This is a genomic window from Nocardia sp. NPDC003269, assembly GCF_042888005.1.
In the GTDB taxonomy this organism is placed as follows: Bacteria; Actinomycetota; Actinomycetes; order Mycobacteriales; family Mycobacteriaceae; genus Nocardia.
In genome coordinates, this window is the sequence record NZ_JBIAPA010000003.1 from 589,777 (window position 1) to 610,325 (window position 20,549).

At 69.4% G+C, this 20,549-nt stretch carries 22 protein-coding genes; 15 read left to right on the top strand and 7 right to left on the bottom strand.

The features are described from left to right. Positions 1-7 precede the first annotated feature (7 nt). The 5 genes from ACFYWJ_RS22655 (at position 8) to ACFYWJ_RS22675 (ending at position 5,126) form a co-directional block, all read left to right on the top strand. Positions 8-670 carry a hypothetical protein gene (locus tag ACFYWJ_RS22655; protein WP_355271995.1) on the top strand — a complete coding sequence of 221 codons (663 nt, stop codon included), beginning with the start codon at positions 8-10 and terminating at the stop codon, positions 668-670. Next, a complete protein-coding gene (locus ACFYWJ_RS22660; protein ID WP_355271993.1) occupies positions 667-1,863 on the top strand; it encodes a PrsW family intramembrane metalloprotease in 1,197 nt (398 codons plus the stop codon). Before ACFYWJ_RS22655 ends, ACFYWJ_RS22660 begins: the two co-directional genes overlap by 4 nt. A 71-nt stretch (positions 1,864-1,934) precedes the next feature. Then, a complete protein-coding gene (locus ACFYWJ_RS22665) occupies positions 1,935-2,474 on the top strand; it encodes a TerD family protein (protein ID WP_355271992.1) in 540 nt (179 codons plus the stop codon). A 189-nt stretch (positions 2,475-2,663) separates the two neighbouring features. After that, the gene (locus ACFYWJ_RS22670; RefSeq protein WP_355271990.1) at positions 2,664-3,395 is read left to right on the top strand and encodes an alpha/beta hydrolase; all 732 of its coding nucleotides are present in this window, start codon (positions 2,664-2,666) and stop codon (positions 3,393-3,395) included. A gap of 231 nt (positions 3,396-3,626) precedes the next feature. Beyond that, entirely contained in the window at positions 3,627-5,126 is a 1,500-nt protein-coding gene (locus ACFYWJ_RS22675) for a carboxylesterase/lipase family protein (RefSeq protein ID WP_387208248.1), read from the top strand. A gap of 19 nt (positions 5,127-5,145) precedes the next feature. On the opposite strand, the gene ACFYWJ_RS22680 is transcribed toward ACFYWJ_RS22675, so the two are convergent. Beyond that, the gene (locus ACFYWJ_RS22680) at positions 5,146-5,997 is read right to left on the bottom strand and encodes a hypothetical protein (RefSeq protein ID WP_355271987.1); all 852 of its coding nucleotides are present in this window, start codon (positions 5,995-5,997) and stop codon (positions 5,146-5,148) included. A 186-nt stretch (positions 5,998-6,183) separates the two neighbouring features. On the opposite strand from ACFYWJ_RS22680, the gene ACFYWJ_RS22685 reads away from it, so the two are divergent. Beyond that, entirely contained in the window at positions 6,184-7,038 is an 855-nt protein-coding gene (locus ACFYWJ_RS22685) for a universal stress protein (RefSeq protein WP_355271985.1), read from the top strand. Between the two features lie 17 nt (positions 7,039-7,055). Here ACFYWJ_RS22685 and ACFYWJ_RS22690 read toward each other — a convergent pair whose 3' ends face one another. The 3 genes from ACFYWJ_RS22690 to ACFYWJ_RS22700 form a co-directional block, all read right to left on the bottom strand. Beyond that, a complete protein-coding gene (locus tag ACFYWJ_RS22690; protein ID WP_355273010.1) occupies positions 7,056-7,475 on the bottom strand; it encodes a pyridoxamine 5'-phosphate oxidase family protein in 420 nt (139 codons plus the stop codon). A gap of 20 nt (positions 7,476-7,495) precedes the next feature. Beyond that, on the bottom strand, positions 7,496-8,251 hold the full coding sequence (locus ACFYWJ_RS22695; RefSeq protein WP_355271983.1) for a sigma 54 modulation/S30EA ribosomal C-terminal domain-containing protein: 756 nt from the start codon (positions 8,249-8,251) through the stop codon (positions 7,496-7,498). Between the two features lie 144 nt (positions 8,252-8,395). Continuing rightward, a complete protein-coding gene (locus ACFYWJ_RS22700; RefSeq protein WP_355271982.1) occupies positions 8,396-8,980 on the bottom strand; it encodes a QsdR family transcriptional regulator in 585 nt (194 codons plus the stop codon). A 71-nt stretch (positions 8,981-9,051) separates the two neighbouring features. Between ACFYWJ_RS22700 and ACFYWJ_RS22705 the strand changes: the two genes are divergently transcribed. The 4 genes from ACFYWJ_RS22705 to ACFYWJ_RS22720 all read left to right on the top strand — a co-directional run bounded on the left by ACFYWJ_RS22705 (position 9,052) and on the right by ACFYWJ_RS22720 (position 12,387). Next, positions 9,052-10,215, top strand: a complete 1,164-nt coding sequence (locus ACFYWJ_RS22705; protein WP_355271980.1) for an acyl-CoA dehydrogenase family protein — start codon at positions 9,052-9,054, stop codon at positions 10,213-10,215. 9 nt (positions 10,216-10,224) lie between these two features. Next, positions 10,225-11,352, top strand: a complete 1,128-nt coding sequence (locus tag ACFYWJ_RS22710) for an acyl-CoA dehydrogenase family protein (protein WP_355271978.1) — start codon at positions 10,225-10,227, stop codon at positions 11,350-11,352. A gap of 154 nt (positions 11,353-11,506) precedes the next feature. After that, entirely contained in the window at positions 11,507-11,857 is a 351-nt protein-coding gene (locus ACFYWJ_RS22715) for a hypothetical protein (RefSeq protein WP_355271976.1), read from the top strand. Between the two features lie 62 nt (positions 11,858-11,919). Continuing rightward, the gene (locus ACFYWJ_RS22720; protein WP_355271974.1) at positions 11,920-12,387 is read left to right on the top strand and encodes an NUDIX hydrolase; all 468 of its coding nucleotides are present in this window, start codon (positions 11,920-11,922) and stop codon (positions 12,385-12,387) included. A 24-nt stretch (positions 12,388-12,411) separates the two neighbouring features. Here ACFYWJ_RS22720 and ACFYWJ_RS22725 read toward each other — a convergent pair whose 3' ends face one another. Further along, positions 12,412-13,533: an acyl-CoA dehydrogenase family protein gene (locus ACFYWJ_RS22725; protein ID WP_355271972.1), complete on the bottom strand. Its 1,122-nt coding sequence runs from the start codon at positions 13,531-13,533 to the stop codon at positions 12,412-12,414. A gap of 90 nt (positions 13,534-13,623) precedes the next feature. On the opposite strand from ACFYWJ_RS22725, the gene ACFYWJ_RS22730 reads away from it, so the two are divergent. Further along, on the top strand, positions 13,624-14,325 hold the full coding sequence (locus tag ACFYWJ_RS22730) for a winged helix-turn-helix transcriptional regulator (protein WP_355271971.1): 702 nt from the start codon (positions 13,624-13,626) through the stop codon (positions 14,323-14,325). A gap of 9 nt (positions 14,326-14,334) precedes the next feature. On the opposite strand, the gene ACFYWJ_RS22735 is transcribed toward ACFYWJ_RS22730, so the two are convergent. Further along, positions 14,335-14,973, bottom strand: coding sequence for a pyridoxal 5'-phosphate synthase (locus ACFYWJ_RS22735; RefSeq protein ID WP_355271970.1), 639 nt, complete (start codon positions 14,971-14,973; stop codon positions 14,335-14,337). Positions 14,974-15,096: 123 nt separating this feature from the next. On the opposite strand from ACFYWJ_RS22735, the gene ACFYWJ_RS22740 reads away from it, so the two are divergent. The 3 genes from ACFYWJ_RS22740 (at position 15,097) to ACFYWJ_RS22750 (ending at position 18,314) form a co-directional block, all read left to right on the top strand. Then, positions 15,097-15,336: a hypothetical protein gene (locus tag ACFYWJ_RS22740; protein ID WP_355271968.1), complete on the top strand. Its 240-nt coding sequence runs from the start codon at positions 15,097-15,099 to the stop codon at positions 15,334-15,336. A gap of 73 nt (positions 15,337-15,409) precedes the next feature. Beyond that, entirely contained in the window at positions 15,410-16,618 is a 1,209-nt protein-coding gene (locus tag ACFYWJ_RS22745) for a site-specific integrase (RefSeq protein WP_355271966.1), read from the top strand. A 139-nt stretch (positions 16,619-16,757) separates the two neighbouring features. Further along, positions 16,758-18,314, top strand: coding sequence for an amidase (locus tag ACFYWJ_RS22750; protein WP_355271964.1), 1,557 nt, complete (start codon positions 16,758-16,760; stop codon positions 18,312-18,314). A gap of 86 nt (positions 18,315-18,400) precedes the next feature. Here the strand turns inward: ACFYWJ_RS22750 and ACFYWJ_RS22755 are convergent, their stop codons facing one another. Next, positions 18,401-18,886 (bottom strand): nitroreductase family deazaflavin-dependent oxidoreductase, encoded by a 486-nt coding sequence (locus ACFYWJ_RS22755; RefSeq protein ID WP_355271962.1) that lies wholly within the window; start codon positions 18,884-18,886, stop codon positions 18,401-18,403. Positions 18,887-19,223: 337 nt separating this feature from the next. Here ACFYWJ_RS22755 and ACFYWJ_RS22760 point away from each other — a divergent pair, with 337 nt between their 5' ends. Beyond that, the gene (locus ACFYWJ_RS22760; RefSeq protein ID WP_355271960.1) at positions 19,224-20,546 is read left to right on the top strand and encodes a family 1 glycosylhydrolase; all 1,323 of its coding nucleotides are present in this window, start codon (positions 19,224-19,226) and stop codon (positions 20,544-20,546) included. Positions 20,547-20,549: the final 3 nt, after the last annotated feature.

A 20,549-nucleotide genomic window follows, 5' to 3' on the forward strand; every position in this document is an offset into this window, starting at 1 on the left:
AGTCCCCATGGGTACACATCAGCGAGAATCCGAACAGGCCTTCTCGGAACGGTATTTCGACCCGGGCGACCGCTGGGTCCCCGTCGACCGCCGCCGGCTCGGCATGGACAAGCGGACCATCCTGCCCGCACTCATCGTGCTCGCCCTGGCCTTCGTGCAGGGTGTCCTGCTGCCACAGATCGATGCGGCGATCCCGGAGAAGGACGTCACCACCACGGGCGAGGTGATCGCGCTGCAAGGACAGGTGGGGTTCACCGCCGCAGGCGGCTGGTCGCTGATCGCCGGCGAACGGCGAGAGGACGAGCCCACCGGTCAGGGCTATCCCCCACAGGCGGTGTTGGCCCGCGGCGGATCCCAATTCGTGGTCCGCACCGGCACGTTCGACGGCGACCCCCGCGCCCTGCTCGCCCAGATCGAACGCACCGACGAACTTCTCGACACGGGCTTGACCGCGTCCGGCGAGCCGACCGCCATCACCACGCGCAGCGGCGTGGACGGCGTCATCACCCGGTACGCGGCCGCCACTGTCGACGGTGTGCTGGCCGCCTTCGTCGTCGACGGCACCGGCATCGAAGTCGTCGCCGTCGGACCGGCGCAGCCGGGTCAGGATCTGCTCGGCGAGGTCGCCGACATGATCGCGAGCATCGACCGCATCGGAGCCACACGATGACCACCTTCGACTCGGCACAGGCCAGGTTCCTCGCCATCGAGAACTCCGGTTGGGGTCGCAGTTTCACCTTCTACCAGCCGCGCAATCTCGCGTTCTGGGTGTATGTGCTGATCACCGGTTCCGGCGCACTGCTGTTCGTGTCGCGGATCGCGAGCAGCTACCCCGCCTACGGTCGCGCGATCGCGGTCACCGCCGCGGTGTTCGCCGTCTACGGTGCGCTGTTCTGGTGGTTCGTCGCCCATATCGACCGCTACGCCCGCCAGCCGACGAAACTGCTCGTCACCGCGTTCTGCTGGGGCGGATTCGCCGCCACCTGGGCCATGGCGTCCTACGCCAACGACGCGCTGATCGGCATCTACGCCAAGGTTTTCGGCCACGCCTGGGCGCAGGACTGGGGCGCGAGCCTGGCCGCGCCGTTCACCGAGGAGACCGCCAAAGGGTTCGGGCTGCTGCTGATCATCGCCCTCGCGCCCCGGTTGATCCGGACCGCGTTCGACGGCTTCATCGTCGGCGCATTCCTCGGTCTGGGCTTCGAGATCATCGAGGACATCGCCTACGGCATGAACTCCGGTGCTTCACAGTTCGGCGCGAATCAGGTCGACGCGTCGATGAGCACCGTCGTCCTGCGGGTGGCCACCGGAGCCACCGGGCACCTGCTCTACACCGCGCTGTTCTGCGCCGGGCTGGTGTACCTGCTGGGACGTCCGGCCGAACCCCGCCGGGTGGGCCGCGGCGTCGCCCTGATCGCGACCGCCATGCTGCTGCACGGATTCTGGGACTCGATGGCCAACTTCGCCGGCAACAGCGCGCTGGGCGGAATCGGCGTCATCGTGGGCACCATGATCGTCGCCCTGGCGATCGCCGCCGCTGTCTTCCGCACGACGGTGCCCCGCGAGCGGGAGTTCCTGGCCCAGATCCTGGCCCCCGAAGTCGAGAACGGCACGATCACCGAGAACGAAGCCGCGGCCGCGTGCGCCGACGCCAAGGGCCGCAGGGCCTTCCGCAAGACCGGTGCGGGCCGGGCGGGCCGCGCCCGCAACGACCGGGTACTCGACGCGATCTTCGACCTGGCCGACGCACTGGCCGCGGACCGGGGCGCCGAGACGCCGCGTGTCGAATTCGCCCGTTCGGAGATCACCCGCGTGCGCGCCGGGCGCCCGCCCACCGAGGCCCAGCTCCCGGTCGAGGTGTGAGATGTTTGCGGGGATGTGGGCCGGGGGATCCGAACGGCAGCCGGCCGCAGCCGATCGACCAGGAGCAGCACATGCCCGGAGCAGTCCCCCGCACCACTCTCACCCATGTCACCCTCGGCCTCGGCTGGGATCCCGTGCGCTCGGGCAAGTTCCGGCGCCGCGCGAAGGACATCGATCTCAACGCGGCCGCGCTGTCGTTCCGCGGACAGGACTTCGTCGACATCGCCTATCACGAACAACTGACCTCGCGCGACGGCGCCATCCGGCACCTCGGTGACAGCGTCGACGGCGTCGGTGACGGCGACGACGAACTCATCGTCACCGACCTGACCCGGCTCGACCCCGCCGTCACCACCATCGTCTTCCTCATCACCTGCTACACCGGCCAGCCCTTCGACCGGATCGAGAACGGCTTCTGCCGTGTCCTCGACAGCGTCACCGGCACCGAACTCGCCCGCATCGACCTGGCGACCGCGCACTCCCACACGGGCCTGGTCCTCGGCACCCTCCGCCGCGCCGACCGCGACTGGACCTTCACCTATGTCGCCGAGCCGATCACGGCCCAGCACGTCGCCGACGCGGTCCCCCACCTCACCGCCTACCTGAACTGAGCCGTGCGGCACCGTCGAAAAACCTGTTGGCGGACGACGGCGGCCACTGCTACCTTTCCGGAAGCCGTGTGAGAGAACGAGGAGGTGGTACCCGTGAACGCAGTTTCGACATGGGTGCTCCCCTCCGGGGTCACGGTCGGACGATAGGTCGTCCGGGAGCGCCGCACAGCACTCCCGAAAGGCACGACCATGCACTTCACTTCCGAACGCCGCCTCGATGACGGTGTCCTCGAACGCGAATTCACCCTCGGTGAGATCCCCGGCATCCTGTGGACGCCCGCATCCACCGCCGCACCGGCGCCGTTGATCCTCGTCGGCCACCCCGGCGGACTACCCGCCCTGTATCCCCGGCTCGCGGCCCGGGCCCGGGAAACGGTCACGGCGGGCTTCGCCGCGGCGACCATCGAGCTCCCCGGTGCCGGTGCGCGTCCCCGCTCCGCCGCCGCGGACCAGGCCCGCGCCGACCTGCGGCGAGCCCTCGAGTCCGGCAGGCCGGTGGACGACGAGATCGTCGACCGGCTCGTTCTGCCGCTGGTCGAACAGGCGGTCCCGGAATGGCGGACCGCCCTCGACGCCCTGCTCGCGCTGCCCGGGATCGGTGGCCCGGTCGGGTACTCGGGCGGGGTGATCTCGATCGGCGTGCGCCTCGCGGTGGTCGAACCCCGGATCGCCGCCGCCCTCCTGTTCGCCGGTAGTTTCGTGCCCCGCGCCATCGTCGAGGAGGCCCGGCAGATCACCATTCCGCTGCAGGTCCTGCTCCAGTGGGACGACGAAGGAAACGACCGGCAACAGGCCCTCGACCTGTTCGACGCCTTCGGTTCGAAGGAGAAGACACTGCACGCGAATATGGGCGGGCACACCGGAGTCCCGCGGTTCGAGGGAGACGCGGGGAACCGGTTCTTCGCCCGTCACCTGAGGTGAGCTGGGTCGACCACCGAGGATAGGAGCGAGCGCCCGGGACGCCGATCGTCGACAACGATCGGCGTCTCTGGGCGCAGCCGACCGTCCGGCGTCCGGCAGGACCGGTTATCCGCTCGCGCACCGACCGATCGGCGCGTTTGCGTTCCTCGACTTCCGTTGCGGGGCTGATAGTTTCAGTGCATCGAGGGACGCTGGTCTAAGGAAAGCGAGCACTGCGTGGACGTCGGACCTGTGATCCGTACGGCAGCGGGCGTCGTGCGCGGACGGTGGGAAGGCGCTGTCGCGGTCTTCCGGGGAATCCCGTATGCCGAACCACCGGTCGGCGCACGACGGTTCGCCGCCCCGGTGCCCGCCCGGTCCTGGGACGGAGTTCGCGATGCGGGGCGGTTCGGTCCGCCGGTTCCGCAGGTGCGGAACACCGGCGCGGTGATGTCGTCGGTGTCCGGCTGGACGGACGACGGATCCGAGGATTGTTTGACTCTCAATGTCTGGTCACCCGACCTCGGTGCCGCGGAACTGCCGGTGATGGTCTGGATCCAGGGCGGCACCTATCTGGAGAACAACACCGCCAACCCGCACTACGACGGCGCGCTGCTGGCCGCGGCCGGTGTGGTGGTGGTCAGCATGAACTATCGCGTCGGTGTGGACGGGTTCGCCCATCTCGCCGGTGCCCCGGACAATCGCGGACTCCTCGACCAGATCGCCGCCTTGGCCTGGGTCCAGGACAATATCGCCGCGTTCGGCGGTGACCCGGCCGCTGTCACCGTCTTCGGCCAGTCCGCCGGTGCCGCGTCCATCGCGGCCTTGCTCGTCATGCCGAAGGCGGCCGGACTGTTCCGCCGGGCGATCAGCCAGAGCATGCCCGGCACCTATTTCACGCCACAGCTCGCCGCCGCGACCTCGACCACGATCGCCGCTCGTCTCGGCGTCCGAGCCACCCGCTCCGACCTCGTCCAGTTACCACCACGCGCCCTGACCGACGCGACCTGCGCGGTGATCGCGAAAATGCCGGAGTTCGTGGATATCTGGGGCCCGATGGCACTCACGCCCACCCCGTTCTCGCCCGTCGTCGACGGTGACGTGCTGCCGTGCGCACCGTGGAATGGAGTCGCCGACGGTGCCGCGCGTGAGGTGGACCTGCTCATCGGCCACACCCGCGACGAATTCCGGCTCTACTCGTCCCGGCCCGGCAGCGAGCCGACCCCGGCGGCCGTGGCCACGGCGTTCGACCACCTGGCCCCGGGTACCGACGGCGACCGCTGCTACCGCGCCGCCTACCCGGACGCCACACCCAGCCGACGATTCGAAGTCCTCCACACCGATTGGCTGTTCCGAATGCCCAGCCTCCACTTGGCCGACGCCGCCCACACCGGCGGCGGCCCCGTCTGGCTCTACGAACTGGCGTGGAGCTTCAACGCCGACCAGGGCGCCTCGCACTGCCTGGACTTCCTACTCCTCTTCGGCACCCTCACCCCCGAAGAAATCCGCGCCCACCGCTCGGCCCACCCGAACGCCGCGAACGAATTCCCGCACGTGGCCCAGCACATGCGCGGCGACTGGGTGCGGTTCGCGACCACGGGCAAACCCGGCTGGGCACCCTACGATCCCCAGTCCCGAACCACCCGCGTCTACGACAGCGAACCGGTCACCCAGCCCTACCCCGAGGAACTCTCACGCCGTATCTGGGCTGCTCACCGATTCGACACCTTGGATCTTCCGAATCAGCCCTGACCCGGACCCGCCGCTCCGATCAGCGGATCGACGATGCCGTGGGCGGCGAATCCCACAGCTGTTCCCATTCAGCCGTCCGGCCCGGCGACACCCACGCGGTCGTGCGCCGAGGTTCGAACGGCAGGTAGGTCGCGAGGTTCACCAGCTGCCGGTCGAAGGCTTGCCGGACTACGGTATTCGAGGGTGCGGCACCGGCCAGCACCTTGCGGTGGTGCTGCTGGACGGCGTTGTACACCGAGTCATGCGAGGCCGCCGACGACCCGGAATGCAGCACGAGGACCTCCGGTGGCAGTCCCTCGGCGAGCGCGGCGACGATCCGGTCGTGCCCGTCCAACACCAACCAGCCGTCCACACTCGTGACCCACCACAGCAGGACCGGCGGCAGACAGCCTTCACGCGCACGGCGGCGATACGCCTGGACCCGGGGCGCGTCCGGTGCCGACAGGGGGCGCACGGGGATGATCGGGGTGCAGCCGTCGCACCAATCGATGTAGGCGGTGGGCCGAGTTTCGAGGAGTTCCAGCGTCCAGGAGTATGGCGGTGGTGCGTGGCGCACACCGAGAAGCCATCGACCGGCGTGCAGCGGACCGCGGTCGGTCGCGATGAGTGCGTCGGCGAACCGGTGCTTCCAGTCGGGTGAGCGTCGTGACAGGTCGGCCGACAACGGTGGTACCGGTGACCGGTATCCACCGAGACCCCGCACCGTGACGCCGGCGCGGTCCTCGTCGACTTCCGCGAGCAGGACGGGAATGCCACACTGCCGCACCAGGAACCGACGGTCACCCGCGACTTCCCACCGCAGCGGCGGCCGGGACGGCGAATCCGGAACCGTCAGTTCGAGCGTTCGGTCCAGATTCCGGCGGATCACCATGGAGGGTCAGGTTACGGTTCGCCGCGATATCCGGTCCACGCATTACCTGTGGGCACGAGCGCTCGTCGTCGCCCGATCAGTACACCGAAGTCCTCGCGAGGAGGGTATTTCGGCCCTCTCCGGTCGGTGATCGGGCGCGCGAGAATCGGCTGCGCTATGCCCTGGTCGAGCAGTGAGGCAGATCCGATGTCAGCATCGAACAGCGATCCCGTCGTCGTCGGCGTCGACGGCTCCGACTGCGCGCTCGGCGCGGTGCGGTGGGCGGCCAGGACCGCGGTGCTGCGGGGTGCGCCGTTGCAGGTGGTGTACGCGATGAGTTCGGGGTGGGATCTGGGCAGGGCGGGCATCGTGTCGATCGACCAGCAGAGTTTCCGCGACGCGGGTGACGCCGCGGTTGCCCGGGCCGCATCGATCGCCGTCGCCGAAGCCGCACCGCGTCTCCTCGACGTGGAGACATCGGTGGTCAGCCCGGGCCCGGTCGCGGCTCTGCGCCGCCGTGCCCGCCACGCCCAGCTGCTCGCGGTCGGCACTCGCGGTCTCGGCACCTTCGAGCGCACGCTCCTCGGTTCGGTCAGCACCGCGCTCGCGCGACGACCACTCTGTCCGCTAGCGGTCATCCCCCAACCCGGCCGTCCCGCGTCCGATCGGCTACCCGTGTTGGTGGGGCTCGACGGTTCGCCGGGCAGCGAACACGCGCTCGATATCGCGATCGAGGAGGCGGCCCGGCGGGGTGTCGGCCTCGTCGCGCTGCGCGCGTGGGGGGAACCCGCCCCCGGACTGCGGGAATCCCAGATGACCGAGCACACGCATCGGCTCCTCGGGGACACCTTGGTCGGGTACGGCGAGAAATATCCGGGCGTACCGATCACCAGGATTGTCACCGGCGACGATCCGGCACAGCGGTTGCTCCGGGAATCGGTTCGCGCGCAGCTGCTCGTGCTGGGCAGTCACCGGCGGGGCGGACGCGACGGCTTCGGGTCCGTCAGCCGAACCGTCCTGCACGCCACCGAGATCCCGCTCATCATCCTCGACCGCCGCTGAGACACCCGTCCCGCGGGTCAACGACGATGCCGCGCGAGCAGCCGCACGCCCGCGACGATCTCGGGCTCGATGGCGACGACGGTATCCATCACCCGGCCGACCCACGGCCGCAACAACCGTTCGTAGTGCGCGACCCGCACGGGGTCGGTGACGGTGCGCGCCAACCCGGTGACCGTGACCGACCAGCCGATGCGCCGGACCGGATCGATATCGTCGACCTCGTAGGCCACGACGACCGGCGAATTGCCGGCCACCGCACCGGTCAGCCGCGCGGTGAGCCGTGTCCGGACGATGATCACGCCGTCCTCGTCGACGAGGTGGTTGACCGGGCGTATCGCCGGCAGCGCGTTGCGGGTGAACACCACCCGCCCGAACGGCGCCTCCGCCACCAGCCGCATGGCTTCGGCGCGGTCCAGGTCGATGACGTCCCGGCCCATCTCGTCCCCGGCCGGCGCGCTCACGACCGGTCCTCCGGGTCGTGGACGGGCTGCACGATGGCCAGATCACCGTCGTAGCGGCGGTAGAGGAGATGGCCGCGACCGCTGTCCGCGTCGGTGAAGAACACGTACGGCAACCCGAATCGGCACACCCGGTTCGCGGCGTCGGACTCGGTCAGCCGCGGTGCCGGATGCGGATTCACCGTGAGCACGGGGCCGTCAGGTAGTCGTGTGAGGTGCTGCCGCGCCAGCCGCACGCCCAGCGGACCGGCCCAGTAGACGAGGGCGTCCTCGCCGGATTCCGCGTCGACGAACAGGTGCGCGTCGTAGTCCAGGGCGTCCATCGACCGGGTCGCGGTGGTGGGGTCCGCGCTGCGCAGCACGCAGCACTTGCGCCGCACGATCGGCCGGTCGCCGGTGATCGAGGTCAGTGGCGGTCGCGCCGGATCCGGCCATCGCCGCACCGGTCCCGCCGGTCGCGATCGGGAGATGGCCCGGTCGAGTCGTTCGGAGGCGATCGTGGCCACGAAGCCGGCCGGGCCTTCCACCTGCACCCGGACCGCCTCGGCCGCACGGCCCGCGTTGACCTGCGCGAGCACCGACCCGTCGCGGGAAGGCGTGGTGGACAAGCGGATTCGGGCCGGACCGTCGATGCGCTGGGACCGCAGTACCGCGGCGACCGCGCGCGCTGTCCGGGAGACGTCCACCGTGTCGACAGCGCCGCCGGTCGTCACCCCGATCTCGGGACCGGCCCACCGTAGTTCAGGAGAACTCACGTACTCCGACCTCGCTTCCGCTGCTACTCACTCCCCGCACAAGGGCTTCGAGCAATAGCACCACTCCGGCGTGCCCGTGCTTAGGGGCGAAGGTCCCGGTGCGTCGTGACCATCGACCCGAAAATGCGCGGCCGGGTCGTGGAGTCAGGCGCGCAGGAGCGCCGCCTGTACCTGGCGCAGGCGCTCGACATCGCCGCGGAAGCCGGCGACGGCGTCGTTGTACAGGAAGGCTTCCCAGAGCCGGACCAGGGCGTAGGCCAGGGTGCCACGGTCGATCGGCGGCACGTAGCCCTGCTCTTCGGCGCGGGCGATCAACCCTTCGACAACGGCGACCGCGGCCTGGTGGACGGGGCCGTCGCTGCGGGTGATCAGCCGCAGGGCGGCGGTGGATTCGTTGTCGAAGTAGGTGCGCAGGGAATCGTCTTCGACCAGCCAGTGGATGCAGCGATCGAGGATCTCGTTGAGGCGTTCGGCGCCGGTGGCCTCGCTGGTGCGGTCGGCGTAGGCGACCATCCGCTCGAGCTGGCTGGCGATCGCGGCGCCGAGCAGTCCGTCGCGGGAGCCGAACCACCGGTAGATGCTGGTCCGGCCGAGGCCGAGGTGGGCGGCGATGGCGTTCACGTCGATGCGGTTGCCGGACAGGAACACCTCGACCGCGGTGCGCAGCACATCGTCACGGCTGGCGGCGGCGGGGCGTCCCGGCGCTCGTGTCCCCTCGGCTCGCGTCACATCGCACAGCATAAGGGCTCCCTCGCGACCACCATTTGAAACATATCGATCTCTGTGTAACATACTCGACCATGCAATTGGCACTCACCGAGGACGAGCTCGCCTTCCGCGACGAGCTACGTGCTTTCTTCCGGCGCGAAATCCCCGCCGACATCCGCAATCGGGCCAGGCACATGGCCGAACTCTCCAAAGACGATTTCGTCACCACCCAGCGCATCCTCAACGCCCACGGCCTCGCGGTCCCGCACTGGCCCGTCGCCTGGGGCGGCCGCGACTGGACCCCCATCCAGCGCCACCTCTGGCACGACGAGATGCAGCTGGCCTCGGTGCCCGAACCACTCACCTTCAACACCAACATGATCGGGCCGGTCATCGCCCAGTTCGGCTCCGAAGAACTCAAGGCCCGCTTCCTCCCGGCCACCGCGAACCTCGACATCTGGTGGTGCCAGGGCTTCTCCGAACCCGACGCCGGCTCCGACCTGGCCTCGCTGCGCACCGTCGCCGTCCGCGACGGCGACCACTACGTGATCAACGGCCAGAAGACCTGGACCACCGCCGCCCAGAGCGCCGACTGGATGTTCTGCCTTGCCCGCACCGACCCGGACGCCCCCAAGAAGCAGGCAGGCATCTCGATGCTGCTCTTCCCCCTGGACTCCCCCGGCGTGACAGTCCGCCCGATCGAGCTCATCGACGGCGGATTCGAGGTCAACGAGGTGTTCCTGGAGAACGTGCGGGTGCCGGCCGACCAGCTCGTCGGCGCCGAGAACCAGGGCTGGACCTACGCGAAGTTCCTGCTCGGCAACGAGCGCACCGGCATCGCCGCCGTCGGCCAGACCAAAGTGCGGCTGTGGCTGGCCAAGGAATACGCCAAACAGACCCGCCTCGACGCGGGCACCCTGCTCGACGACCCGGTCTTCGCCGCCCGCATCGCCGAACTCGAGAACGAGCTGCTCGCACTGGAACTCGTGCAGATGCGGGTCGTGGCCGGCTCGGCCGACGGCGCCCCCAACCCGGTGTCCTCGATTCTGAAGCTGCGCGGCACCGAACTCCAGCAGGCGGTCACCGAACTGCTCGTCGACATCGCCGGACCCGACTCCCTCCCCCGCGAAGGCGACAGCGGCGACTGGGCCCGCCGCAGCACCGCCACCTACCTCAACTACCGCAAAACATCGATCTACGGAGGATCCAACGAGGTGCAGCGCGGCATCATCGCTTCGACGATCCTCGGATTGTGAGACACCGTCATGGATTTCGAACTCACCACCGAACAGAACATGCTGCGCGACACCGTGCGCAGCGTGCTGACCCGCCACTACACCCATGAACGCCGCACCGAGGTCATCGGCACCGACCCGGGCTGGGACCCGCAGGTGTGGTCGACCTTCGCCGAGATCGGACTACTCGGGCTCACCATCTCCGCCGACGACGGTGGCATGGGCGCGGGCCCCATCGAAACGATGCTCGTGCTCGAGGAACTCGGCCGCGTCCTGGCGCCGGAGCCGGTGCTGGACTGCGCGTTGCTGCCGGGTGCACTCATCTCCAGTGCCGGATCGGCGATCCAGCGCAAGGAGATCCTGCCCGAAGTCGCCGCGGGAGAACGCCGCATCGTGTTCGCGCACGGCGAGCCCGGTGTGCGCCCGGTGACGGCGCGCGCCACCACTCAGGCGACACCGGTGGGCGACGGCTGGCAGGTGACCGGACGTAAACACCCCGTGGCCTACGGCGACAGCGCCGACCAGTTCATCGTCAGCGCGGCGCTGCCCGACGGTGGTACCGGACTGTTCCTGATCGAGCCCACCGATCCGAGCGTGACCGTCGCCGGATTCCGTACCCACGACGGCAGGCGCGGGGCCGACCTCACCTTCGCCGGCGCGACCGCGGTGCCGCTGGGCCCACCGGCCGACGCGACCGATGTCATCGCCGACATCCTCGTCACCGCGCAGGCCGCGCTCTGCGCCGAAGCGGTCGGCGCGATGTCCGAAGCGCTGCGGCTCACCACCGACTACCTGACGACCCGCAAGCAGTTCGGTGTCCCGCTGCGCAGCTTCCAGACACTCACCCAGCGCGCCGCCGACATGTACGTGTCGCTCGAACTCGCCAAGAGCATGAGCCTGTACGCATCGATGTCACTGGCCGACGGCATCGCCGACCCCGTCGTCGCGGCCCGCGCCAAGCTGCGCATCGGACGCTCCGGCAGGCACATCGGGCAGGAAGCGATCCAGATGCACGGCGGAATCGGCATGACCGCCGAATACCCGGTCGGCCACTACACCGCCCGCCTCACCGCCATCGACCACACACTCGGCGATTCCGGTGACCACCTGCGCTACCTCGCCGCCCACGTCGCCGACCACCAACTGGCCGAGATCTGAACCCACCGCTCGACATCGCCGCACCACAGCGAGCGCGGCGATGTCGAGCGGTCCATGGACTACCCTTCTCGGTACCGCTAGAGCGGCCTCGATGGTCCTGGATTTCGAAGCTTGCCCCTGATTCGATCGTGATGACGACCGGGAGGTAACGGCCGTGGACTTCTACACCACCGCAGCGCAGGTGATTCCGGTCCTGCTCATTGTCGCGACCTTGGAATCACGCCTCCTCTCATGGGCGGCCCGTGAGTATCAAGAACAGGGCATGGATCGCCTCTGGGCCAGACTCGTCCTGTCGGCGATCGGGGCGTCCCTGGTCTGTGAAGGCGTCGCGCTGGTCGTGATCCTCGTAGACCGGGAGTGGCTGACGACCTGCGTGTGGGTCCGCTTGGCGGTACTGGGCGGCTGCCTGGCGGCCCTGGCCACAGCATGGCGCGGCGGCCACCTGGTGTGGGTGAACCAGCGCGACAACCCGCCACCGCCGCCAGCGAACCCTACTGTCCCCTAGCGTGTTCACTCGACCGGGCTGTTCGACCGAGCGCGGTGCTGTGCGGGAGTAGGTTTGCGGGAATGAGTTTCCGGCTGGCCGCGTACGCCGTGTGCATCGAGGACGGTCGGGTGTTGCTCACCCGCCATGTATCGCGGACCGGCGAATCCACCTGGACCCTGCCGGGCGGCGGGGTCGAGCACGCGGAGGATCCGTTCGATGCGGTGACCAGGGAACTCACCGAGGAAACCGGCTGCCACGGGGTCGTCGAACGCTTGCTCGGGGTGGACTCGAGGGTCATTCCCGCTGCCGTGGCGCGCGCCGGAACCGAACACCAGAACGTCGGGATCTTCTATCGAGTCCGCGTCACCGGCGGTCACCTCCGGCCCGAACCCGACGGCGACACCGCCGAGTCGGTCTGGACTCCGATGACCGACGTCGCGGGCCTGCGCCGGTCATCCCTCGTCGACATCGGACTCCGCCTGGCCCGGACCCTTCCCGCCACCGGACACGTCGATCCCGTGCCGGTCAGCGGATTGATCCAGCACTGAGGACCACCGGCGGGGACGGCGCGATCAGTCGATCGGGCTGTGGCCCAGCAGCACCCGACCGCTGAAACGGGTCTGCTTGGCGCGGGGCAGGGGATGGAACTGACAGCCGTGGATGTCACGGTAGAGGCGCTCGAGGTCGCAGGCGCGGGAATAGCCTGCGCCGCCGGTGGTTTCGATGGCCAGGCGGACCGTGGTGATGAGCGCGTCCGCCGCGACGGTCTTGCGGCTGAGGGTGCGGGCCGCGTAGGCGTCGGTGTTGGCGAAGGTCAGGTCCTCGGAGTCGGCGAACATGGCGGCGATCAGGTCCGAGGCGGTCGTGTAGGCGTTGAGCATCTCGCCCGCCGACTGCACCGTGTGCGCTTCGCTGCGACCTTCGAGCATGTGGGCGGTCAGGTCGACGGCGGTGTCGGCGACACCGAGGTAGGCCGCCAGCACCAACGGCAGCGCCGCGCCGATCACCACGTTCAGCACCGGCGGCCACGGACCGGCGGGACGGATCAGCGAGATCGCGGCGTCCGGGACGAACACCTCGTCGAGCACGACGGTGTGCGATCCGCTCGCGCGCAGGCCGAACGAATCCCAGGTCTTGTCGATGCTTACACCGGGCGCCGTCATCGGCACGGCGAAGTGCAGGACCTGATCCTCGAAGCGGACGCTGGTCACCAGGACGTCGCCGACCTCGCAGCCGCTCGCGGGCGCCTTCCTGGCACTGACCGAGTAGCCGCCGTCGACGCGCGCGGCCGTGCCGTTGGAATCGACCCAGTCCGACGCCCCGGTGCTGACCAGGATCGCGCCCGCCGCCACCTTGGCGAACACCGCGGACGCGTCGACGCCGTGCTTGTGCCGCCAGACCTGCGCGGCCACCAGATGCGAATGCATGGCGAAGGCGACAGCGGTCGACGGATCATGGCGACCGAGCTCCCGCAGGATCTCCCCCATCTCCCGATGGGTGGCGCCACCGCCGCCGAACTCGACCGGCACGAGCGCGGCCGAGAGTCCGTCGGCGCGGAGCCGGTCGAACGCGGCGACGGAGATCTCGCCGGTGCGGTCCCGCTCGGGGACCTCCGAACGCAGGGATTCACCGATCGCGCGGGCCAGGGCGACGCGGTCGGTACGGGACGTGGTGTCGGAAAATGTGGAAGTCATGTTTCGAAGGTAGGAAGCGCCGCGATAACCAGATAGTCCAGAAAGTGGACTCTCCCGGTCCAGGAAATGGACCCCGTCGGCGAGGTGACCATGACTGATACGACCGCAGGCTACGGCCAGTACTGCCCGATCTCCCGCGCGCTCGACGTGCTCGGCGAACGCTGGTCGCTGCTCATCCTGCGCGACCTCTACCTGGGCACCACCCGCTTCAACGACCTCGCGCGCGGTCTGCCCGGCCTGTCCCGCAGCCTGCTCGCCAAACGGCTGCGCCAGTTCGAGCGCGCCGGGCTGCTCGACAAGATCGGTGCCGACCACCTGCTCACCGAAGCGGGCACCCAGCTCCAGCCGATCCTGTTCGGCCTGGGCGAATGGGGTGCCCGCTGGACCTTCAGCGCACCACAGCACGAGGAACTCGACCCCGCCCTGCTCGTGTGGTGGATGCACACCCGCGTCGACACCTCCGGATTCCCGGGCAGGCGGCACGTCCTGCAGGTCCGGTTCACCGACGACGTCCGCCGATTCTGGATCGTCGTCGAGGCGGGCACCCCCTCGGTGTGCGAGGCAGACCCCGGATATCCGGTCGATGTCGCCATCGTCGCCGACGTGGCTGCCCTCTACGAGGTCTGGCTCGGCCGCATGCCGCTGACCCACGCCCAGCGCACCGGACGGGTGACCTTCGCCGGTCCGGCCGCGCTGACCCGCCGCATGCCCGGTGTCCTCCAGCTGAGCCCGGTCGCCGGCTATGTCAGCGAAGCCGCTCTCGCCGAGAACCCCGCCGCGCGCGCGTCCTGACCGCGAGCCTCACGGCCACAGGCGTTCGCGAACCCAGGTGTCGTCCGCGCCGCGGTATCGCAGCCGGAGATGCCGTCGGTCGTGGCTCGCCTGCCAGAACTCGACCTCGACGGGCGCGATCAGGTAGCGCGTCCAGGTGTCCGGTGCCGTGCCGGGGTTCTCGTCGACCCAGTGTTCGGCCTCCCGGGCCGCCGCGGTCAGCTCCGCCGCATCGTCGAGCACCTGGGACTGCCGTCCGATCAACGCCTCGACCCGCGAGGCCGGTGGCCGGGCGAGGAAGTCCGCGGCGGAGACGTCCGGCGCCGCGGGAGTCACCGGGCCGCGCAGGCGGACCTGTCGACCGCGCCCCGGCCAGAAGAACGTCAGCGCCGCGTGCGGAGTCTTCGCCAACTGCCGGCCCTTCGGGCTCTCCGAGCTGGTGGCGATCGCCCACCCTGACGGACCGACATCCTTCAGGATCACCACGCGCGCGTCGGGAGTGCCGTCGGCGTCCACGGTCGACAGCGTCACTGCGTGCGGTGCCAGCACGTGCTCCCCGGCCTCGGTCAGCCAGTCCAGGAAGAGCTCGTGTGGTGTCGGCGGTGCCGAGTCCGGGTCGAACGCCGGGAGCTCGTCGGGAAAGGAGGCCCAGCCACGCAACGAAACCATGCCCCCGACGGTACGGCCATGTACCCACGCCGCGATCATCCACCCGCTCTGAAAACGTGGCGGTTATCACTACCGGGCCCGCCTTGTTGGCGGCGGCCGTAATCAAAACGTTAAGGTTCAGGCATGGTTCGTCACGGAGCAGCGCACACCGACCAGGATGTGCCGAATGTTCCTCTCCCCCAGCAGTATCCGGCACGTCTCGCACCCGTCGACGAACCCGCCGGCGCCCCCGAAACCGCATCGGACCACGTCGACGACCATTTTCCGCGACTCGGCGACACCAGCTTCCTCACCACCGCGGCCCGCCATCGACTCGCCGCCTACATCCACACCAAGCTCGCCGAGCTGGCCGAGATGCCATGACGGTCCGCCGATGACCTAGGCTCGAACGCCAGGAGTCATCGGCGACAGACTGATTCACGCGAGGAGCGGCGACGTGAGCGGCAGCGACGCAGCGGTCGTCCTTCCCGAACAGGTACGGACCGAACTGCGCCGCGGCGTGCGCAGCGTCCTCGTCGACACCGCCGCGCTACGCCTGGTCCGCGAACGATTCGACGACGGCCAGGCCGACGCCCTGCGCCGCTACCTCGAAGCCTCCCAGTCGGCGAACACCCTGCGCGCCTACCGCACCGACTGGATCGCGTGGGCGGGCTGGTGCGCCGCCGAGCACCGGCAGGCCCTGCCCGCCGACCCGCTCGACGTCGCCGTATACCTCGCCGCGGCCGCCGATGCCCGCCGCGACAACGGCACCTGGGCATTCAGCCCCGCCACCCTCGACCGCAAGTCGGCCGCCATCGCCGCCGTGCACGCGGCCAACGGACTACCCTCGCCGACCCGCTCCGACGTCGTCCGGCTGACACTGCGCGGCATCCGGCGCACCCGCCGCACCCCGCCGACCCGCAAACGCCCCGTCCTGCTGCACACCCTCGACCAGCTGCTCGCCGAACTCCCCGACCCCGGGTGGCCCACCGAGCCCGCCCGGCGCCGCGACGCACTCGCCCTGCTGGTCGGCTTCGCCGGCGCCCTGCGCCGCAGCGAACTCGCGGGCCTGCGCGTCAGCGACGTCCACGTGCGGACCGATCACACCACCGGCGAACCACTGCTCGTCGTGCACCTGCCGACCACCAAGACCGACCCCACCGGCGTCGCCGAGCAGCGCATCGCCCTACCGCGCGGCAAGCATCCCCGCACCTGCCCCATCTGCGCTTTCGCCGACTGGATCCGGCTCCTGGAGGTGCACGCGGCGGCGGGTGACCACGGCACCCGCACCTGGACTGCCGACCACCCCGTGCCCGACACGACGATCCATCGCTGCCACGGCTTCACCGGCACCCCGCTCGCCGCCGACGTCGACCGCCCGCTGTTCCCCACGATCAACCGGCACGGCTCCGTCGGCGCGGCCCCGCTGTCCGGGCGCGCGGTCGCCGAACTCGTCAAACGCTATGCCGCCCGCGCCGGCCTGGACCCCGACCTGTTCTCCGGCCACTCACTGCGCGCGGGCTTCGCCACCCAGGCCGCCCTCGGCGGCGCCAGCGACCGCGAGATCATGCGCCAGGGACGCTGGGCGAACCCCCGCACGGTGCACGGCTACATCCGTACCGCGAATCCGCTCGAGGACAACGCCGTCACCAAACTCGGACTCTGATGCGGTAACTCCGGCGAGATCCACGCGAGTGCCCGCCGCCGAACACCGTAGTCGCTGTGACATCTATCCCGTTGTCCGAAAAAGCATTTCATGGCCCGAACCAGTCGGATCAACCCGAGTCGACACCGTGACCTGCGAAATGACGAAATCGCTGCATCGATCGGTGAAATCGAGGCCCGAATTCGACTGTCCCGTTGCGCCGAGAGATCCTTTATGGCTGCAGAAGCACGCCGATACCGTCCGCTGCATGGAGTGGAATTTCCGATCAGCCGAAGAACTCGCCACCGCCCTGCGTGCCGGTGAGGTGACCTCAGCGGAACTGACCGAAGCAGCGATCGCCGGTATCGAACGCGACGACACCTCGATCAACGCGATCTGCGTGCGGACCTTCGACCGTGCCCGAGCCGCCGCGCAGCGGGCCGACCGAGCACGCGCCCGCGGCGAAGACCGCCCCCTGCTCGGTATCCCGGTGACGGTCAAAGAGAGCTACAACATCGCCGGGCTGCCAACGACCTGGGGAATGCCGCAGCACGCGAATCATCTACCCGCCGAGGACGCGGTCCAGGTGTCGCGCCTCGAAGCAGCGGGCGCGATTGTCCTCGGCAAGACCAATGTGCCGCTCGGACTGCAGGACATCCAGAGTTTCAACGAGATCTACGGCACCACCAACAACCCGTGGGATCACGCGCGCACGTCGGGCGGCTCCTCCGGTGGATCGGCGGCGGCTCTGGCGTCCGGATTCGGCGCGCTGTCCATCGGCTCCGACCAGGCCGGTTCGCTGCGTACCCCCGCGCATTTCTGCGGCATCTACGCGCACAAGCCATCCCGCGGGCTGGCGGCACCGCGCGGGATGGTTCCACCGGCCACTCCCGCCTGGCCTGTCGACCTCGACCTCGCCGTCGTCGGTCCGATGGCGCGCACTGCCCGCGACCTCACGCTGCTCCTCGACGTCATGGCCGGGCCCGATCCCCTGACCCTCGGCGTCGGGTTCGATCTCGCCCTCCCGCCCGCCCGTCACCGACAGCTCGGCGACTTCCGCGTCCTGGTCCTCGACGACCATCCGCTCATTCCGACCGGGTCCGCGGTGCGAGCGGCGGTGAACCGGGTGGCCGACGCGCTCGTCGACGGCGGCGCCCACGTCGCACGGCACAGTCCGCTGCTGCCCGATCCCACCGAAGCCGCGACGCTCTACATGCAGCTGCTGTTCTCGGGCTCCGTCGCCTACTTCCCCGTCGACGAGTACGAACAGCTCCGTCAACGCGCCGCCGAACTGGACGCCGACGACCGGAGCCTGGACGCGAGCCGGCTCCGCGCGATGGTGTTCAGCCACCGTGACTGGCTGGCGGCGAACAACCTTCGCGAACTCCACCGGCACCGCTGGCGGCAGCTCTTTACCGAGTACGACGCCGTGGTGTGCCCGATCACGCCGACGCCCGCGTTCCCGCACGACCACCACCCGCAGCCCCTGGAACGTCGACTCGACATCGACGGCACCGCGTACCCGTATTTCGACCAACTCGTCTGGGCCGGTGTCGCCACCATGCCCGGTCTCCCCGCCACCGCCATACCGGCGGGCCGCTCACCCGAGGGCCTGCCAGTTGGCGTACAGCTCATCGGCCCCATGTTCGAGGACCGCACCCCACTCCGGCTGGCCGAACTGCTCGAACAGCAGATCGGCGGCTTCCGGGCACCGTAGCGCCCAGCACCTCGGGCAGCGCAACGGTGCCGAGCGTGGCCCGAACCGGGACCGGCCGTGGAAGGGGATGCGGTTACGACCTCGGGTCAGTCGGCGATGCGGTCCAGCCGGAAGATGCGGAACTCGCGGCCGCCGGAGCGTTCGAACTCCATCTCGTAGCCGGGCCAGAACTCGACGGCCAGATCCCAGACGCGCTTGCGCTCTACGCCGGTGATCTCGGCGACCGTCACCGGGAAGGCGGAACTGCTGTTGTAGCGCACCGAGGCGGTCCGGGCCGCGCGCAGGTTCGCCGACCACGCGGGGTGTTCGGGCTTGCCCCAGTTCGAGCCGACGAGATAGAAGCCGTCGCCGTCGGGGACACACAGCAGCGAAGTCGTCCGCGGCTGGCCGGACTTGCGGCCGACCACGGTGACCTCGATCGACGGCAGGCCGGCCAGATCCAGAACTCCCCACCGGCCACCGCTGAGCCTGCGCAGCAGTCGTTCGGCCGGCAGCACGATGCCCGCACCGCGCATGACCCAGGGCTGTGTGGCGAATTCACGTGCGAGGGCAGGTAAGGGGTTCCGCGGCATCTTGAAATCCTGTCTCGAGCGAAACGGATACCTCGACTCGGAACGGCCCGCTGAGAGACAACTCACTCGCCCACCCGGAGCGCCGCCGCGACATGCGGGCGCCAGTGCCCCCTCGTCTATGCAGTAGAGCGGTGCTGACGTTCGGACATGTAGAGAACTTGTGCGGGGCTGGGATATGGAGGCGAGTTAACATGGTTAAATGCGCATATCTACGTAACCACATGTAGTAATCGACGTTCGGGTTGGTGCGACGCCGCACCGGCGGGATTCCCGGAATCCGCCGTCTGGATGACGCACACTGGACAACTCCCCCACCTTCCCTTCAGGAGTGAGTGTCATGCCCTCCCCCAGCGGTCGCCGATTCCTCGCCACGGTCGCCTTGGCCACCGCGGCACTCCTGACGACCAGCCCCTCCCCCGCTCTCGCCCGCCCGCAGGCACCGGCCCACCTCGCACCCCTCGGGTCCGAATTCCTCTGGGGCGTGGCCGCTTCCGGGTTCCAGGCCGAAGGCGATGCGCCGGACAGCAATTGGCGTCGCTACGCCGCGTCCGGTGCCACCCAGGATCCCTACCTGAACTCGGTGGACTTCCACACCAGGTACCGCTCCGACATCGCACTCGCCGCGGATCTCGGTGTGCGCGTCTACCGCATCGGCATCGAGTGGGCGCGGGTGCAACCACAGCCCGGGGTCTGGGACGAGAGCGCCCTCGCCTTCTACGACGACGTGGTCCGCACGATCACCGACGCGGGCATGCGCCCGATGCTCACCCTCGACCACTGGGTGTACCCGGGCTGGGCCGCCGACCGTGGTGGCTGGCGCGATCCCGAGATCGTGTCGAACTGGCTGGCGAGCGCGCGAGTGGTGGTCGACCGTTTCGCCGGCGCGGACCCGCTGTGGGTGACTTTCAACGAGCCCACGTTCTACCTCGTCAACGAGGTACGCAAGGGCGGGATCGGCGTGGCCGACGTGCCGGCCATGGGTGACCGGATCGCCCAGGCGCACAACAGCATCTACGACTACATCCACTCGGTGCAGCCCGGAGCCCAGGTCACCAGCAATATCGCCTTCATCCCCGGCGTCGACGACGCGGTCAGCGGGCCACTGCTCGACCGGATCGCCGCCCGCCTCGACTACATCGGTATCGACTACTACTACGGCGTCTCCCCCACACAGCTCACCGTTCCCGACTTCGACCGGCTCTGGACGCTGCCACTGCAATCCGAGGGCATCTACTACGCACTCGACCACTACGCCCGCCGCTTCCCCGGCAAGCCGCTCTACATCGTCGAGAACGGCATCCCCACGGAGAACGGCCGCCCGCGCGCCGACGGCTACACCCGCGCCGATTCGCTGCGCGACACCGTCTACTGGTTGCAGCGCGCGGTCGCCGACGGCATTCCGCTCATCGGCTACAACTACTGGAGCCTGACCGACAACTACGAATGGGGCTCCTACACACCGCGATTCGGCCTGTACACGGTCGACGTGCTGACCGACCCGACACTGACCCGGACTCCGACCGACGCCGTCGCGGCCTACCGCGCGATCACCGCGAACGGCGGGGTCCCGGCCGACTACCGCCCGACCCGGGCGCCGGTCCCGTGCTCGCTGGTCGACGCGGCGACGAGCTGCACCGATCCCGTGTCGGTCCCTCGGTAGCGG